This is a genomic window from Streptomyces sp. NPDC055955, from assembly GCF_042270245.1.
GTDB lineage: Bacteria > Actinomycetota > Actinomycetes > Streptomycetales > Streptomycetaceae > Streptomyces.
In genome coordinates, this window is the sequence record NZ_JBHJYS010000014.1 from 150,256 (window position 1) to 164,257 (window position 14,002).

General features: G+C 68.8%; 15 protein-coding genes. 10 read left to right on the plus strand and 5 right to left on the minus strand.

All coding sequences use genetic code 11. The features are described 5' to 3' along the window. Nucleotides 1–24: 24 nt before the first annotated feature. Nucleotides 25–354 (minus strand): hypothetical protein, encoded by a 330-nt coding sequence (locus ACFC96_RS27025; RefSeq protein WP_376614540.1) that lies wholly within the window; start codon nt 352–354, stop codon nt 25–27. Between the two features lie 397 nt (nt 355–751). Between ACFC96_RS27025 and ACFC96_RS27030 the strand changes: the two genes are divergently transcribed. Next, nucleotides 752–3,148 (plus strand): immune inhibitor A domain-containing protein, encoded by a 2,397-nt coding sequence (locus tag ACFC96_RS27030; RefSeq protein WP_376256642.1) that lies wholly within the window; start codon nt 752–754, stop codon nt 3,146–3,148. Nucleotides 3,149–3,270: 122 nt separating this feature from the next. Further along, nucleotides 3,271–3,705, plus strand: a complete 435-nt coding sequence (locus ACFC96_RS27035) for a hypothetical protein (protein WP_376256641.1) — start codon at nt 3,271–3,273, stop codon at nt 3,703–3,705. 16 nt (nt 3,706–3,721) lie between these two features. Here the strand turns inward: ACFC96_RS27035 and ACFC96_RS27040 are convergent, their stop codons facing one another. Together ACFC96_RS27040 and ACFC96_RS27045 are read right to left on the minus strand one after the other, a co-directional pair. Continuing rightward, nucleotides 3,722–4,306 (minus strand): isochorismatase family protein, encoded by a 585-nt coding sequence (locus tag ACFC96_RS27040; RefSeq protein ID WP_376256639.1) that lies wholly within the window; start codon nt 4,304–4,306, stop codon nt 3,722–3,724. A gap of 72 nt (nt 4,307–4,378) precedes the next feature. Beyond that, nucleotides 4,379–5,722 (minus strand): nicotinate phosphoribosyltransferase, encoded by a 1,344-nt coding sequence (locus tag ACFC96_RS27045; protein WP_376614542.1) that lies wholly within the window; start codon nt 5,720–5,722, stop codon nt 4,379–4,381. A gap of 81 nt (nt 5,723–5,803) precedes the next feature. Between ACFC96_RS27045 and clpS the strand changes: the two genes are divergently transcribed. The 7 genes from clpS (at nt 5,804) to ACFC96_RS27080 (ending at nt 10,736) form a co-directional block, all read left to right on the plus strand. Continuing rightward, the gene (gene clpS / locus ACFC96_RS27050) at nt 5,804–6,121 is read left to right on the plus strand and encodes an ATP-dependent Clp protease adapter ClpS (RefSeq protein WP_376256636.1); all 318 of its coding nucleotides are present in this window, start codon (nt 5,804–5,806) and stop codon (nt 6,119–6,121) included. Nucleotides 6,122–6,156: 35 nt separating this feature from the next. Next, nucleotides 6,157–6,765 carry a DUF2017 domain-containing protein gene (locus ACFC96_RS27055; protein ID WP_376614543.1) on the plus strand — a complete coding sequence of 203 codons (609 nt, stop codon included), beginning with the start codon at nt 6,157–6,159 and terminating at the stop codon, nt 6,763–6,765. A 357-nt stretch (nt 6,766–7,122) separates the two neighbouring features. After that, nucleotides 7,123–8,589 (plus strand): amino acid permease, encoded by a 1,467-nt coding sequence (locus ACFC96_RS27060; protein ID WP_376614545.1) that lies wholly within the window; start codon nt 7,123–7,125, stop codon nt 8,587–8,589. A gap of 150 nt (nt 8,590–8,739) precedes the next feature. Continuing rightward, complete coding sequence (locus tag ACFC96_RS27065) at nt 8,740–9,156, plus strand: Mov34/MPN/PAD-1 family protein (protein ID WP_227294987.1); 417 nt, start codon at nt 8,740–8,742, stop codon at nt 9,154–9,156. A 105-nt stretch (nt 9,157–9,261) separates the two neighbouring features. Further along, nucleotides 9,262–9,366 carry a putative leader peptide gene (locus ACFC96_RS27070; RefSeq protein ID WP_323136349.1) on the plus strand — a complete coding sequence of 35 codons (105 nt, stop codon included), beginning with the start codon at nt 9,262–9,264 and terminating at the stop codon, nt 9,364–9,366. Nucleotides 9,367–9,501: 135 nt separating this feature from the next. Then, a complete protein-coding gene (locus tag ACFC96_RS27075) occupies nt 9,502–9,780 on the plus strand; it encodes a MoaD/ThiS family protein (RefSeq protein ID WP_116512756.1) in 279 nt (92 codons plus the stop codon). A 5-nt stretch (nt 9,781–9,785) separates the two neighbouring features. Continuing rightward, on the plus strand, nt 9,786–10,736 hold the full coding sequence (locus ACFC96_RS27080) for a cysteine synthase (RefSeq protein ID WP_361404253.1): 951 nt from the start codon (nt 9,786–9,788) through the stop codon (nt 10,734–10,736). A 335-nt stretch (nt 10,737–11,071) separates the two neighbouring features. Here the strand turns inward: ACFC96_RS27080 and ACFC96_RS27085 are convergent, their stop codons facing one another. Continuing rightward, the gene (locus ACFC96_RS27085) at nt 11,072–11,521 is read right to left on the minus strand and encodes a type II toxin-antitoxin system PemK/MazF family toxin (RefSeq protein ID WP_340460609.1); all 450 of its coding nucleotides are present in this window, start codon (nt 11,519–11,521) and stop codon (nt 11,072–11,074) included. A 208-nt stretch (nt 11,522–11,729) separates the two neighbouring features. Between ACFC96_RS27085 and ACFC96_RS27090 the strand changes: the two genes are divergently transcribed. Then, nucleotides 11,730–12,482 (plus strand): MBL fold metallo-hydrolase, encoded by a 753-nt coding sequence (locus ACFC96_RS27090; RefSeq protein ID WP_376256630.1) that lies wholly within the window; start codon nt 11,730–11,732, stop codon nt 12,480–12,482. Nucleotides 12,483–12,553: 71 nt separating this feature from the next. Here the strand turns inward: ACFC96_RS27090 and ACFC96_RS27095 are convergent, their stop codons facing one another. Continuing rightward, nucleotides 12,554–13,819, minus strand: coding sequence for a PTS transporter subunit EIIC (locus tag ACFC96_RS27095; protein WP_376256628.1), 1,266 nt, complete (start codon nt 13,817–13,819; stop codon nt 12,554–12,556). Nucleotides 13,820–14,002: the final 183 nt, after the last annotated feature.

Below are 14,002 nucleotides of genomic sequence, written 5' to 3' on the forward strand. Positions count from 1 at the left end.
TGGTGCTTCCGGCGGGTCCGTGGGTCACGGGCCCGCCGGTCCGCGTGTGCCGGACGGCGTGACCTCGTACACGGACTCGGGGGCGGCCTGCGGGGCGACCGCCGAGGGCACGGTCGCTCGCCGCACCTGCACCCGCTCCTCCTCCGCCGTGGCGGCGGCAGCCGGCGCGGCGCCGGGCCGCGACCTCGGCAGGGGCACCGTCAGTGCCACGAGGAGACCGAGGCCGAGTGAGGCCAGGGCGATGACCGCGATGCCGAGGCCCGAACTCGTCTGCGACAACAGCAGCATGGCGAGGGTCGAGAAGATCACGGTCGCGGAACCGTAGGCGAGCTGTGCGGCAGTCGGACGCGGCATGGCGTTATCCGTCCTCGGGACAGCGGATGCTTACTTCACTGGCGTATAGCAGGAGCCATTGGCAGCTGCATATGTAACGAGTGCGGAGCCGGGTCGACTTGGCTGTAGCGCGCCGTCAAATGACTCTAATCCGACGCATGCCCGAGAGGGTAGGGCGGTAAGCATGACCTAACCCACGGCGCCGGTGCACGGGGGGCGCACGGAGTCACCGAGTCCACGAAGTGGACGGTTCGGCGCGCCCGTTGGGCAGACGTTCGCGTCCGGATATCGGTGTCGTGCCACTGCATAGTGCACTTCGGTTGTCCCAGTCAAGGTCTTTTATTTCTCCTTCACCTCCGGTCAAATAGCGTCACTTGTGATACGTGGCTGAAACGCCACGGAGGAGGGGAACCATCAAGTGACCACCAAGAGACGGGCGTTGAGATCCGCCGCCGTGCTCGTGACGCTGGCCGCGACCGCGGCTGCCGGATCGGTCCTCGCGACGGGCGCCCAGGCCGACACCCCGGCCGTAGGAAGCTCCACGTCGCACGGCAAGACGTACGGGGGCAAGGGGCACGTCATCGGCGGCCCCTTCAGTCAGCAGATGGAGCAGCAGCGCAAGACCGCGCTGGAGCAGGTGCTCTCCGGGAAGTCGAAGGTCGTCAAGCGCGACGGCTCGCAGGTCGTGAAGCTCGGCAAGGACAAGTACGTCGAGCTGGGCCGGGAGCGGACCGACAAGATCTTCACGATCCTGACGGAGTTCGGCGACAAGGTCGACAACACGACCCTCGTCGACCGCGCCGACGACGACACGCCTGACCTGAAGCCCAAGTACGGGGGCACGCCCGGCCCGCTGCACAACCGGATAGCCGAGCCGGACCGTGCCAAGAACAACAGCACGGCCTGGCAGAAGGACTACAGCAGCAAGCACTTCCAGGACCTGTACTTCGGTACGGGCAAGGGGGTCGACTCGCTGAAGACGTACTACGAGAAGACGTCGTCGGGCCGCTACTCGGTCGACGGCGAGGTCTCGGACTGGGTCAAGGTGCCTTACAACGAGGCGCGTTACGGCTCCAACTACTGCGGCGCCGACAACTGCCCGAACGTCGAGGACCTGGTCCGTGACGGCGTCAACGCGTGGGTCGAGCAGCAGAAGGCGGCCGGCAAGTCCGACGCCGACATCAAGGCGGACCTGTCCCAGTACGACCAGTGGGACCGTACCGACCACGACAACGACGGCAACTTCAACGAGCCCGACGGGTACATCGACCACTTCCAGATCGTCCACGCGGGCGAGGACGGGTCGGCCGGCGGCGGCGCGCAGGGCGGCGACTCCCTGTGGGCGCACCGCGGTTACGCCTACGGCCGCGACGACGGCGACACCGGCCCGACCGGTTTCAAGGCGGGTGGCACCCCGGTCGGCGACACCGGCATCTGGGTCGGCGACTACACGATGCAGCCGGAGAACGGCGGCCTCGGCGTCTTCGCCCACGAGTACGGCCACGACCTGGGTCTGCCCGACCTGTACGACACCACGTACAGCGGCGAGAACTCGGTGGGCTTCTGGTCCCTGATGTCGGCCGGCTCCTGGCTCGGCACCGGCAAGGACTCCATCGGCGACATGCCGGGCGACATGACCGCCTGGGACAAGCTGCAGCTCGGCTGGCTCAACTACGACAAGGCCAAGGCGGCGACCAAGTCGACGCACACGCTGGGTGTTTCGGAGTACAACACCAAGCGCAAGCAGGCCCTCGTCGTGGAGCTGCCCGAGAAGAAGAACGTCACCACCGACATCGTGAAGCCCACCGAGGGCGCGAAGCAGTGGTGGTCGGACTACGGTGACGACCTCTCCAACACCCTGACGCGCCCGGTCGATCTGACCGGCAGGTCGAAGGCGGCCCTCGAACTCGACGGCTGGTACGACATCGAGAAGGACTACGACTACCTGTACACGCAGGTGTCCACGGACGACGGTGCCAGCTGGAAGACGATCGACGGCACCGCCGACGGCGTCACCATCCCGCGTGACGGCGGCGACAAGCCGGCCCTGACCGGCGTCTCCGGCAAGTTCCAGCACCTGGTGTTCCCGCTGGACGCCTACGCGGGCCAGAAGATCAGCGTCCGCTTCCGCTACAAGACGGACGGCGGCGCCGGCGGCATGGGCTTCACCGCCGACAACCTCACCGTCAAGGCGGACGGCCAGGCGCTGTTCACCGACAACGCCGAGGGCGACGACAACGGCTGGACCGCGCGCGGCTTCTCGCGCGTCGGCGCCTCCGTGACGGGTGACTTCCCGCAGTTCTACCTCGCGGAGAACCGTCAGTACGTCTCCTACGACCAGACCCTCAAGGTCGGTCCGTACAACTTCGGTTGGCGTGACGGCGGGGCGAAGAACGACTGGGTCGAGCACTACTCGTACCGTCCCGGCCTGATGATCTGGCAGTGGGACACCTCGCAGCGCAACAACAACGTCGGCCAGCACCCCGGCAAGGGTCTGATCCTGCCGGTCGACGCCCACGCCAAGCCGCTCAAGTGGGCCGACGGCAAGTACATCACCAACAAGATCCAGCCGTACGACGCCGCATTCAGCTGGTTCCCGAACCGTGGCTTCTCGCTGCACAAGCTCGGCGTCGAGACCAAGATCCCGGCGCAGCTGGGCGTTCCGGTCTTCGACGACCACAAGGGCACGTACTGGTACAAGGAGAACCCGACCGGCAGTGTCCAGACAACTGACACCAACACCCGGATCTCGATCGTCGGGCAGCCGCTCGACGGCTCGTCGATCACGGTGAAGGTGGGCCCCTCGGCGAAGTAATCCACATCGCCGCAGGTCAGAGCATGATCGGCCGTCGCCCTCTAGCGGGCGGCGGCCGATCGTGTTTAGGTGCGTCCTGTGAGTTTCTTATTGACACTACGTCTCACGGGGGTGTGACAGTCATGTCCGCAGGAGGGTTCTGCAAGCTGCCGAACGGCCGCGTGGTGGTGGCGCTGACCGTGCCCAGCCCGTCGCCGGACGACGGTGCGGTACGGGTCCTGGTGCACGCGGCGAACCGCGCCCGCGCCCTGACCCGGCTGCGCAACCTGGGCCTGCGGGCGATCTACCTGAGGGGCAACGCGGAGCCCCCCACGCCCGACGAGATCACAGCGGTCCTGCACCACCCGGACGGCCTGCTCTGGCGAGCCGCCCCCCGCTGCACGGCGGGCGAACTGTGGCACCCGATCAGAGCGCTCATGAGACCGAGACACCCCGACCGGGCCGTCCACTCCAGCCGGTCCGCCGGTCCCGGTTCCCCGGGCTCCTCCGGCTCCCCGGGCTTCTCCGGTTCGCCCTCCAGGGGCTACTCCGGACATTCCAGCCCCTCAGGCGTCTGAGGAGCGGTCCGCGGGCTCAGACGACGGGCTTGCCGCTCAGCTCGACACCCGCGACCCGCATCTCCTCGAGCGCCGCCGCGGTGGTCGCCGCGGCCACCCCGGCCGTCAGGTCGAGCAGCACCTGAACCCGGAACCCCTCCCGCACCGCATCCAGCGCGGTGGCGCGCACGCAGTGATCCGTGGCGAGCCCGACCACATCCACCTCGGTGATCCCCCGCGCGCGGAGCCAGTCCGCCAAGGGCACCCCGTTCTCGTCGAGGCCCTCGAACCCGCTGTACGCGGCCGCGTACGCCCCCTTGTCGAAGACGGCGTCGATCGCGCCGGACGCGACGACGGGCGCGAAGTTCGGGTGGAAGCCGATGCCCTCCGTGCCCGCCACGCAGTGCGCGGGCCAGGAGTGGACGTAGTCCGGGGAGTCGGAGAAGTGGTCACCGGGCGCGATGTGGTGATCGCGGGTGGCCACGACGTGCCGGTACCCGGCGGGCGCCTGCCCGATGAGCTCGGTGACGGCCGCGGCCACATCGGCACCGCCCGCCAGCGCGAGGCTGCCGCCCGCGCAGAAGTCGTTCTGAACATCTACGACGATCAAGGCGCGGCGCATAGGAGGTGTCCTTCGCTGGGAGACTTCGAGCGTAGAGACTCGAAGTGCGTTGCGGGAGGGGGCGTTTGCCCGTCAAACGGGCGTGTTCACCAGATACTCCGTAGGAATCACCGCTTCTCCGCGCGACAGCTGCTTCGCCGAGAGCGGCAGCCCGTCGAGCGCCTCGATGTGCCGCTCGCGCACCGCGTCCAGCGGCTCGCGGGCCACGACCGTGCCGCCCTTGACCAGCTCGACCAGGAGCTGTCGGTCGACGAGATCGGCCGGGACGGGACCCGTGCCGAGTACCTCGGCCTCGGCGACCCCCTGTTCGTCGCGTCGCCGCGCGGCCCACTTGCGACCGCCCACCGACGTCTTCGCGCCCATGGACTTCTTCGCCACGGGCAGCAGCGGAGCCTTCGGATCGGTGGACTCGGCGCGCGCGACGAGCTTGTAGACCATCGAGCACGTCGGGTGCCCCGAGCCGGTGACCAGCTGCGTGCCCACTCCGTAGGCGTCCACGGGCGCGGCCGCGAGCGAGGCGATGGCGTACTCGTCGAGGTCGGAGGTGACGACGATCTTCGTCTCGGTGGCCCCGAGCTCGTCGAGCTGCCCGCGCACGCGGTGCGCGACGAGCAGCAGGTCCCCGGAGTCGATGCGCACGGCGCCGAGCCCGGTCCCCGCGATCTCCACGGCGAGGCGCACGGCCTCCGTCACGTCGTAGGTGTCCACGAGCAGGGTCGTGCCCTCGCCGAGGGAGTCCACCTGCGCGCGGAACGCGTCGCGCTCGGTGTCGTGCAGCAGCGTGAAGGCGTGGGCGGACGTGCCGACGGTCGGGATCCCGTACCGGAACCCGGCCGCGAGGTCCGACGTGGTGGCGAAGCCGCCCACGTACGCGGCGCGGGACGCTGCGACGGCCGCCAGCTCGTGTGTGCGGCGCGCGCCCATCTCGATCAGCGGCCGGCCGCCCGCGGCGGAGGCCATGCGGGAGGCAGCTGCGGCGATCGCCGAGTCGTGGTTGAGGATGGAGAGGATCACCGTCTCCAGCAGGACGCACTCCGCGAAGGTGCCCTCGACCCGCAGGACGGGGGAGCCGGGGAAGTACACCTCGCCCTCCTGGTAGCCCCAGATGTCGCCGCTGAAGCGGTAGCCGGCCAGCCATTCGAGGGTTCGTTCGTCGACGACGCCGCGCTCGCGCAGGAAGCCGAGTTCGCGGGCGTCGAACCGGAAGTTCTCGACGGCGTCCAGCACCCGGCCGGTGCCCGCCACGACGCCGTAGCGGCGGCCCTCGGGCAGCCTGCGCGTGAAGACCTCGAAGACCGAGCGCCGGTCGGCCGTGCCCGCCTTGAGTGCGGCCTGGAGCATCGTGAGCTCGTAGTGATCGGTGAAGAGCGCTGTCGACGGAACATCCACCGGCAGGCCAAGGTCCGCTGTGTTCATATCCGGGATGCTACCCCCAATTAGCGTCAGTGTGACGATTTCCGTGGCCCATTTGTGCGGTCACCGCCCCCTAGTGGCAGCATGGGCTGTGTGACGGCTCCTGCACCCCTAGAGATCGAACGCACCGAGTCGGCGGAGGAGACCTTCGCCGTGCCCGAGCCGGACGTCCCCTGGATCACGCTCGTACACAACGACCCGGTCAACCTCATGAGTTATGTGACGTATGTCTTCCAGACGTACTTCGGGTACTCGAAGGACAAGGCCACCAAGCTGATGCTCGACGTGCACCAGAAGGGCCGCGCGGTCGTCTCCACCGGGTCCCGCGAGGAGATGGAACGCGACGTGCAGGCCATGCACGGCTACGGTCTGTGGGCCACCCTTCAGCAGGACCGCAAGTAGCGCACGCAAGCAGCGACGGAGTAGCGACGCACCTGATGCCAGGACACTTCGAACCGATTCCCGGCGGCGGCGCTGCCGTCGCGCTCGACGAGGTCGAGATCTCGATCATCCGCTCCCTGGCGGTCCAGCTCATGGAGCTGATCGGCCCCGGGCCCGGCGCGGACGCGCCCGACGACCCGCTCGCCGAGCTCTTCGCGGAGGGCCCGAGCGAGCCGCCGTCCGACCCGGTGCTCCAGCGCCTCTTCCCCGACGCCTACGGCGGCCCGGGTGGCGTGGGGCAGGCGACAGAGGGTGAGGCGGACGAACAGCGCGCGCACTCCGCCGAGTTCCGGCGCTTCACCGAGAACGACCTGCGGGCCGGCAAGCGCGAGGACGCGCTCGCGGTGATCCGCTCGCTGGACGCGCTGACGTCCGCCGGTGAGGGGGGAGTGGTCCTCAAGCTCTCGCCCGAGGAGTCGCTGCGCTGGATGCGCGCGCTCAACGATCTGCGCCTCGCGATCGGCACCCGCCTCGACATCACCGACGAGGAGGACACGGATCTCCTCTACCGGCTCCCCGACGAGGACCCGCGCAAGCCGATGGTGATGGCCTACCTGTGGCTGGGCGGGCTCCAGGAGACTCTGGTCGAAACCCTTATGCCCTGACCTGTCAGGACATGTCGAGCGGAGTCCGAGCGTCCGTATGTAAGCGCGTTCGCTCAGCGGTTGCTCAATTCCGGATAACGATCGTGTCACTTGAACGGTCTTGTATGCCGCACGAGGGGTTTTTTGTCCGGTTTTTCCAGTGGTGTGTGCCACACGTGCCTTTCTCGATCAGTGTTGCCGCCGTGATAAATCTTCACGACCGCCCGACGGACGCCACCCCTGTCCCGTCGGGTGCGCCCCGACCGGCAGACCGCCGGTAGGCACAGCTCCATCCATCCAGGGGCCCAGACCCCGAGGATCGTCACAGTCGATCCGAGCCGCAGCGGCACGGATCGGCATGGAGAAAGGCGCAACACCATGACCTCAGTGCAGGTCGGCAAGCAGAACGACGGCAATGAGGCCGTGCAGGCCCCCGGCGAGTCCGGTGAGGGCGAGGGTTACCAGCGCGGACTCGGTGCCCGGCAGATCCAGATGATCGCCATCGGCGGCGCCATCGGGACCGGCCTCTTCCTCGGCGCGGGCAAAGGCATCTCGAAGGCGGGCCCCAGCCTGATCCTCGCGTACGCCATCGCGGGCCTCGTCATCTTCTTCATCATGCGGGCGCTCGGCGAGCTCCTCATGTACCGCCCCGTCTCGGGCTCCTTCTCGGAGTACGCGCGTGAGTTCATCGGCCCCTTCGCGGGCTTCGTGACCGGCTGGACGTACTGGCTCTTCTGGGTCGTCACCGGCATCACCGAGGTCACCGCGGCCGCCCAGTACATGAAGTACTGGACCCACGACAGCGTTCCGCAGTGGCTCACGGCACTCGTCTTCACCCTCATCCTCTACGCCGTGAACCTGATCTCCGTGAAGCTCTTCGGTGAGCTGGAGTTCTGGTTCTCGATGGTGAAGGTCACCGCGATCGTCGGCATGATCCTCATCTGCGCCGGCATCCTCACGGTCGGCTTCTCCGACGCGGGCGACACCGCCTCCGTCACACACCTGTGGTCCGACGGCGGCTTCTTCCCGAACGGCATCGGCTCCACCCTCATGACCCTCCAGATGGTCATGTTCGCCTTCCTCGCCGTCGAGCTCGTCGGCGTCACCGCGGGCGAGTCCAAGGACCCGAAGACCGTCCTGCCCAAGGCCATCAACACCGTGCCGTGGCGCATCGCCGTCTTCTACGTCGGCGCGCTGATCATGATCCTCTCGGTCGTGCCGTGGACGAACTTCCAGCCCGGCGTCTCCCCGTTCGTCGCCGCCTTCGAGAAGATGGGCCTCGGCGTCGGTGCCGCCATCGTCAACTTCGTCGTCCTGACCGCGGCCCTGTCGTCCTGCAACTCCGGCATGTACTCCACCGGCCGCATGCTGCGCGACCTCGCGCTCAACGGCCAGGGCCCGAAGTTCTTCACCAAGCTCACCAAGTCCGGCACGCCCCTCATCGGCACGACGGTCTCCGCCGCGATGATGCTGGTCGGCGTCTGGATCAACTACCAGTGGCCCGGCGAGGCGTTCAACTACGTCGTCTCCTTCGCCACCATCTCCGGCATGTGGGCCTGGATCGTCATCCTGATCTGCCAGATCCGCTACCGCCTCAAGGCCGACCGCGGCGAACTGCCCCAGTCCTCCTTCAAGGCCCCCGGCGGCATCATCCCCAGCATCCTGGCGCTCGCCTTCATCGGCATGGTGATCGTGCTGATGGGCATCGACAAGGACGCCCGCGTCTCGCTCTACTGCGCGCCGCTGTGGGCCGTCATCCTCGGCGTCTCGTACGTCGTCCTGCGCAGCCGCAACCCGCAGAGCGCGGCGTTCGCGAAGCGCGAGCAGGCCGAGCAGCCCAAGTAGTCGACGCGGTCCCAGCAGCCCAGCACTGCTAGCAGTCCCAGCAGTCCCAGCAGTCCGAGCAGTTCCGGGGCAACACCCCACGTCTCAGCATCCGGGCCCTCCCGTACCGCACTCCGGTACGGGAGGGCCCGTCTGTTTATCCTGAGCCCCATGCTGACCCTGACCCAGGCCCTCTACGACCAGATCGTGGCCCACGCGCGCGCCGACCACCCCGACGAGGCGTGCGGCGTCGTCGCGGGACCGGTGGGCACCGGCAGGCCCGAGCGCTTCATCCCGATGCTCAACGCCGCCCGCTCGCCCACGTTCTACGAGTTCGACTCGGGTGACCTGCTGAAGCTGTACCGCGAGATGGACGACCGGGACGAGGAGCCCGTGATCATCTACCACTCGCACACCGCGACCGAGGCCCACCCCTCCCGCACCGACATCACCTACGCGAACGAGCCGGGCGCCCACTACGTCCTCGTCTCCACGGCGGACACCGACGACGCGGGCCCCTTCCAGTTCCGCTCCTTCCGGATCGTCGAGGGCGTCGTGACCGAGGAAGAGGTCGAGGTCACCCCGTAGTCCCACCGCCTCCGATCCGGGAGGCGTCCCAGTCTTCGGACGGATATCGACCACATGGTGAGATCACACTCCGGGATCCCGGACGGGAATCGATACGATGACCCCATGGTTCTTCACGACGTGAGCGACAAGACGCCGGGCATGCTGCTCGTGGCGCGCCTTCACGTCGACCTGTGCCGCCTCGCCAGCGCCATCTGTCCCGATTCCTGACGCGCCCCCGCACTGCTTCGCAGGCTTCGGGCCGCTGCGGCGGACTCCCTCCGCCGGTCCGACGTGTCGTGGGCACCGCTGTTTCAGCGCACGCCAAAGCCCTTCCGTACCCTCCCCTGTTACTGGAGTCCAGCCATGGCCATCGAGGTCCGCATCCCGACCATCCTCCGTACCTACACCGACGGCCAGAAGTCCGTCGAGGGCAGCGGGGACACGCTCGCCGAGCTCTTCGCCGACCTCGAGACCCGCCACACGGGCATCCAGGCCCGCATCGTGGACGGTGAGCAGCTGCGCCGCTTCGTGAACGTCTACCTGAACGACGAGGACGTCCGCTTCCTCGACGGCATCACCACCAAGCTCGCCGACGGCGACAACGTCACGATCCTGCCGGCCGTGGCCGGCGGCATGGCCTGATCGGGATGCGGTACGACTCCCCGCTCGCCGCGGTCGGCAACACGCCCCTGGTGCGCCTGCCGCGGCTCTCGCCGTCCGAGGACGTACGGATCTGGGCGAAGCTCGAGGACCGCAACCCGACGGGCTCGGTCAAGGACCGCCCCGCGCTCCACATGATCGAGCAGGCCGAGAAGGACGGCCGGCTCACCCCCGGCTGCACCATCCTCGAGCCGACCTCGGGCAACACCGGCATCTCGCTCGCCATGGCGGCCCGCCTCAAGGGCTACCGCATGGTGTGCGTCATGCCGGAGAACACCTCGCAGGAACGCAGGGACCTGCTCGCGATGTGGGGCGCCGAGATCATCCCGTCGCCCGCGGCGGGCGGCTCCAACACTGCCGTCCGCATGGCCAAGGAACTGAGCGCGCAGCACCCGGACTGGGTGATGCTCTACCAGTACGGCAACCCGGACAACGCGGGCGCCCACTACGCGACGACCGGCCCCGAGATCCTCGCCGACCTGCCCTCCGTCACCCACTTCGTGGCGGGCCTCGGCACGACGGGCACCCTCATGGGCGTCGGCCGCTACCTGCGCGAACAGAAGCCGGACGTCAAGATCGTCGCCGCGGAGCCGCGCTACGACGACCTGGTCTACGGTCTGCGCAACCTCGACGAGGGCTTCGTCCCCGAGCTGTACGACGCCTCCGTCCTGACCACCCGCTTCTCGGTCGGCTCCGCCGACGCGGTGACCCGCACGCGTGAACTCCTCCAGCAGGAGGGCATCTTCGCGGGCGTCTCCACCGGAGCGGCCCTGCACGCGGCGATCGGCGTCGGCCGCAAGGCGGTCGCGGCCGGGGAGTCCGCCGACATCGTCTTCGTGGTCGCCGACGGCGGCTGGAAGTACCTGTCGACCGGCGTCTACACGGCGGCCACGACAGAGGAAGCGATCGAGACGCTGCACGGCCAGCTCTGGGCCTGAGCACGAATCGTCGAAGCGGGGGCCGGGCCGGCAGCAGTACGGCCCGGCCCCCGCTCTTGCTGGGGCTCGCTTGTGCGGTGAGCCTGTTTTCGCGCGGGCCCGCTTCTGCGGTGAGCCTGTCTTTGCTCGGGCTCGCTTGTGCGTGGGCCTGTTTTCGCCCCGGTCCGCGTCTGCGTGAGCCTGTTTTCGCCCCGGTCCGCTTCTGCGTGAGCCTGTCGTCGCTCGGGCCCGCTTTCACGCGAGCCCGTTTTCGCGCAGGCGCGCTTCTGCCCAGGCCCCTGGCCACGTAAGCGCGTGCCGCGTAAGCCCGCAGGCACCGTCAGCCGGCTCCCGCGTCACCGCGCCAGATGCCGGACCTGGTCCCACACCACCGGGTCCAGCACCCCGGCCCTGCGCCGGAAGTCACCCACGGGAACCTCGCGGAGCTCATCCGTCTCCAGGAAGCTCGGCCTGCCCTGCGCGTCGCCCACGGAGCCGGGCGGCAGCGCGATCACCCCGGCCCGCTCGTCGTGGTACTTGCTGGTGATCTTCGCGACGCGCGCCCGCCGCCGGCGCACCGTCAGCACCAGACACGGCCGGTCCTTGCCGCCCGGCCCGTCCTCGTACGGCACCAGCGCCCACCAGATCTCGCCCGGCTGCGGCCGCGCACCCGGCGCGCGCGGCCCCCGCGGGGGGCGGGTGCGGCCGCCGGGCCGACGGTGCCCGCGCCCCCACCCGTCGACGAGCGTCGCGACCAGCGCGAGCAGCAGCACCGCGGCGAGCGCGAGCCACCATGACGTGTCCATACGGGAGACGGTACCGGTGGCACCGGCGCGACGCCGCACCGGACGCACGCCCCCCGAACCGGTGACAGCACAGGTGAGTTCTCCCACAACAGCCCACGACGGAGGAGCGACCGGCCCTTTTGCGCCTTACGCTCGACGGACCGCTCGCCCCCTCTTCCCACTGTTCCCATCCCGCTCTCTGACTGCCAGCGCGGAGGTTCCGGCTCTTATGAAGCTCACCGTCGTCGGCTGCTCGGGGTCGTTCCCGTCCGCGGATTCGGCCTGCTCGAGCTACCTCGTCGAGGCCGACGGCTTCCGGCTGCTACTCGACATGGGCAACGGCGCCCTGGGCGAGCTGCAGCGCCACTGCGGTCTCTACGACCTCGATGCGATCTTCCTCAGCCATCTGCACGCCGACCACTGCATCGACATGTGCGGCTACTTCGTGGCGCGCTACTACCGCCACGACGGCGGCCGCTGCGCCCCGATCCCGGTCTACGGCCCCGAGGGCACGGAGCAGCGCCTCACCACGGCGTACGCGGACACGCCCTCCGCCTCCTCGATGAGCGAGGTCTTCGACTTCCACACGGTGAAGCCGGGCTGGCACGAGATCGGCCCGTTCACCGTGCGCACCGAGAAGGTGTGCCACCCCGTCGAGGCGTACGGCATCCGTGTCGAGCACGGCGGCAGGTCACTCACCTACTCCGGGGACACGGGCACGTGCGTCGCGCTCGACGAACTCGCCGCGGACAGTGACCTGTTCCTGTGCGAGGCGGCGTTCACGTACGGCAAGGAGAACATCCCCGACCTCCACCTCAACGGCCGCGAGGCGGGCGCGACCGCGAGCCGGGCCGGTGCCCGTCGCCTCGTCCTCACCCACATCCCGCCGTGGACGGACCCCCAGGCCAACCTCGCGGACGCCCGCACCGTGTACACCGGACCGGCCGAACTGGCCGTGCCCGGGCGGGTGTACGAGATCTGAGCCCGGCATGACGAAGGCCCCCGGAACCGCATCGGTTCCGGGGGCCTTCGCCGTCGTGCGGGGGCCGGGGCCTACTTGCTCTCGGCCTTGAGGAGCTCGGCCAGTTCCTCGTCGGACTCACGGCCCGGCGTAGGAATGTTGAACTTGGTGATCGCGAACCGGAAGATCACGTAGTAGACCACCGCGAAGCAGAGGCCGACCAGCGCGAGACCCCACGGGTTGGTCGCGATACCGAGGTTGAGGAAGTAGTCGACCGCGCCGGCGGAGAAGCCGAAGCCGTCCTTCATGCCGAGCGACCAGGTCAGCGCCATCGAGACACCGGTGAGCACCGCGTGGATCGCGTACAGGGCCGGGGCGATGAACATGAACGTGAACTCGATCGGCTCGGTCACACCGGTGACGAACGCGGTGGCCGCGAGCGAGAACATCATGCCGCCGACGACCTTGCGGCGCTCGGGACGAGCGCAGTGGACGATCGCGAGGCAGGCCGCCGGGAGGGCGAACATCATGATCGGGAAGAAACCGGTCATGAACTGGCCGGCGCTCGGGTCGCCCTGGAGGAAGCGCGCGATGTCGCCGCTCTTGCCCTCGTACGAACCGGCCTGGAACCACGGGAACGAGTTGAGCAGGTGGTGCATGCCGATCGGGATCAGCGCGCGGTTGGCGACACCGAAGATGCCGGCGCCGACCGCGCCCGAGCCGACCAGCCACTCACCGAAGTTGTGCAGGCCGGTGCCGAGCACGGGCCAGATGAGACCGAAGACGATGCCGATGACCAGGCCCGCGAAGGCGGAGAGGATCGGGACGAGGCGACGGCCGCCGAAGAAGCCCGCCCAGTCGGGCAGCTTCGTCCGGTAGAACTTCTGGTAGAGCAGGGCCACGACGACGCCCATGACGACACCACCGAGCACACCGGCGTTGACCGGCGCCGCGTTCATGACGATCTTGCCGTCGGCGACGGCGGCGACCTTCGGCAGGTTGCTGTCCGTGAAGGTGGCGAGCACCTTCTGGAAGACCAGGTAGCCGGTGACGGCCGCGAGCGCGGTGGAGCCGTCGGACTTCTTGGCGAAGCCGATGGCGATACCGACGCAGAACAGCAGCGGCATGTTGTCGAGCAGCGCACCGCCGCCCGCCGACATGTACGACGCCAGCTTGGTGATGAAGGTGGGGAACGACTCCCTGCCGAGCATGTCGGGCTGCCCGAACCGGACCAGGAGCGCGGCGGCGGGCAGCACCGCGACCGGCAGCATGAGGCTGCGGCCGATGCGCTGCATGACAGCCATCGCGCCCGCGCCCTTCTTCTTGGCGGCCGCGGGGGCGGCACTGGCCGTGGTCACAACTTCCTCCAGTAGGCAAGGCGCCGCCCGGGGGGAAAGGTGGGGACGGCGGCGTCTCGGGAACCCGGCTCTGCGGCCGCGTGGTCTACACCACTCAGTGGTGTAGACCTGTTGTAGCACGGTGAAGGTCGTATAAGGAACCCGCTCCTTCCTGGGATCCCTGTGCGCTCAGTCATATGCGAC

What these genes read in the sequence shown, in the direction of transcription:
- ACFC96_RS27065 (WP_227294987.1), top strand. Translation starts at nt 8,740, where the DNA reads ATGCTGACCCTGACCCAGGCCCTCTACGACCAGATCGTGGCCCACGCG.
- ACFC96_RS27070 (WP_323136349.1), top strand. Translation starts at nt 9,262, where the DNA reads ATGGTTCTTCACGACGTGAGCGACAAGACGCCGGGCATGCTGCTCGTG.
- ACFC96_RS27085 (WP_340460609.1), bottom strand. Translation starts at nt 11,521, where the DNA reads ATGGACACGTCATGGTGGCTCGCGCTCGCCGCGGTGCTGCTGCTCGCG.
- ACFC96_RS27090 (WP_376256630.1), top strand. Translation starts at nt 11,730, where the DNA reads ATGAAGCTCACCGTCGTCGGCTGCTCGGGGTCGTTCCCGTCCGCGGAT.
- ACFC96_RS27045 (WP_376614542.1), bottom strand. Translation starts at nt 5,722, where the DNA reads ATGAACACAGCGGACCTTGGCCTGCCGGTGGATGTTCCGTCGACAGCG.
- clpS (WP_376256636.1), top strand. Translation starts at nt 5,804, where the DNA reads ATGGGCTGTGTGACGGCTCCTGCACCCCTAGAGATCGAACGCACCGAG.
- ACFC96_RS27040 (WP_376256639.1), bottom strand. Translation starts at nt 4,306, where the DNA reads ATGCGCCGCGCCTTGATCGTCGTAGATGTTCAGAACGACTTCTGCGCG.
- ACFC96_RS27080 (WP_361404253.1), top strand. Translation starts at nt 9,786, where the DNA reads ATGCGGTACGACTCCCCGCTCGCCGCGGTCGGCAACACGCCCCTGGTG.
- ACFC96_RS27035 (WP_376256641.1), top strand. Translation starts at nt 3,271, where the DNA reads ATGTCCGCAGGAGGGTTCTGCAAGCTGCCGAACGGCCGCGTGGTGGTG.
- ACFC96_RS27060 (WP_376614545.1), top strand. Translation starts at nt 7,123, where the DNA reads ATGACCTCAGTGCAGGTCGGCAAGCAGAACGACGGCAATGAGGCCGTG.
- ACFC96_RS27025 (WP_376614540.1), bottom strand. Translation starts at nt 354, where the DNA reads ATGCCGCGTCCGACTGCCGCACAGCTCGCCTACGGTTCCGCGACCGTG.
- ACFC96_RS27055 (WP_376614543.1), top strand. Translation starts at nt 6,157, where the DNA reads ATGCCAGGACACTTCGAACCGATTCCCGGCGGCGGCGCTGCCGTCGCG.
- ACFC96_RS27075 (WP_116512756.1), top strand. Translation starts at nt 9,502, where the DNA reads ATGGCCATCGAGGTCCGCATCCCGACCATCCTCCGTACCTACACCGAC.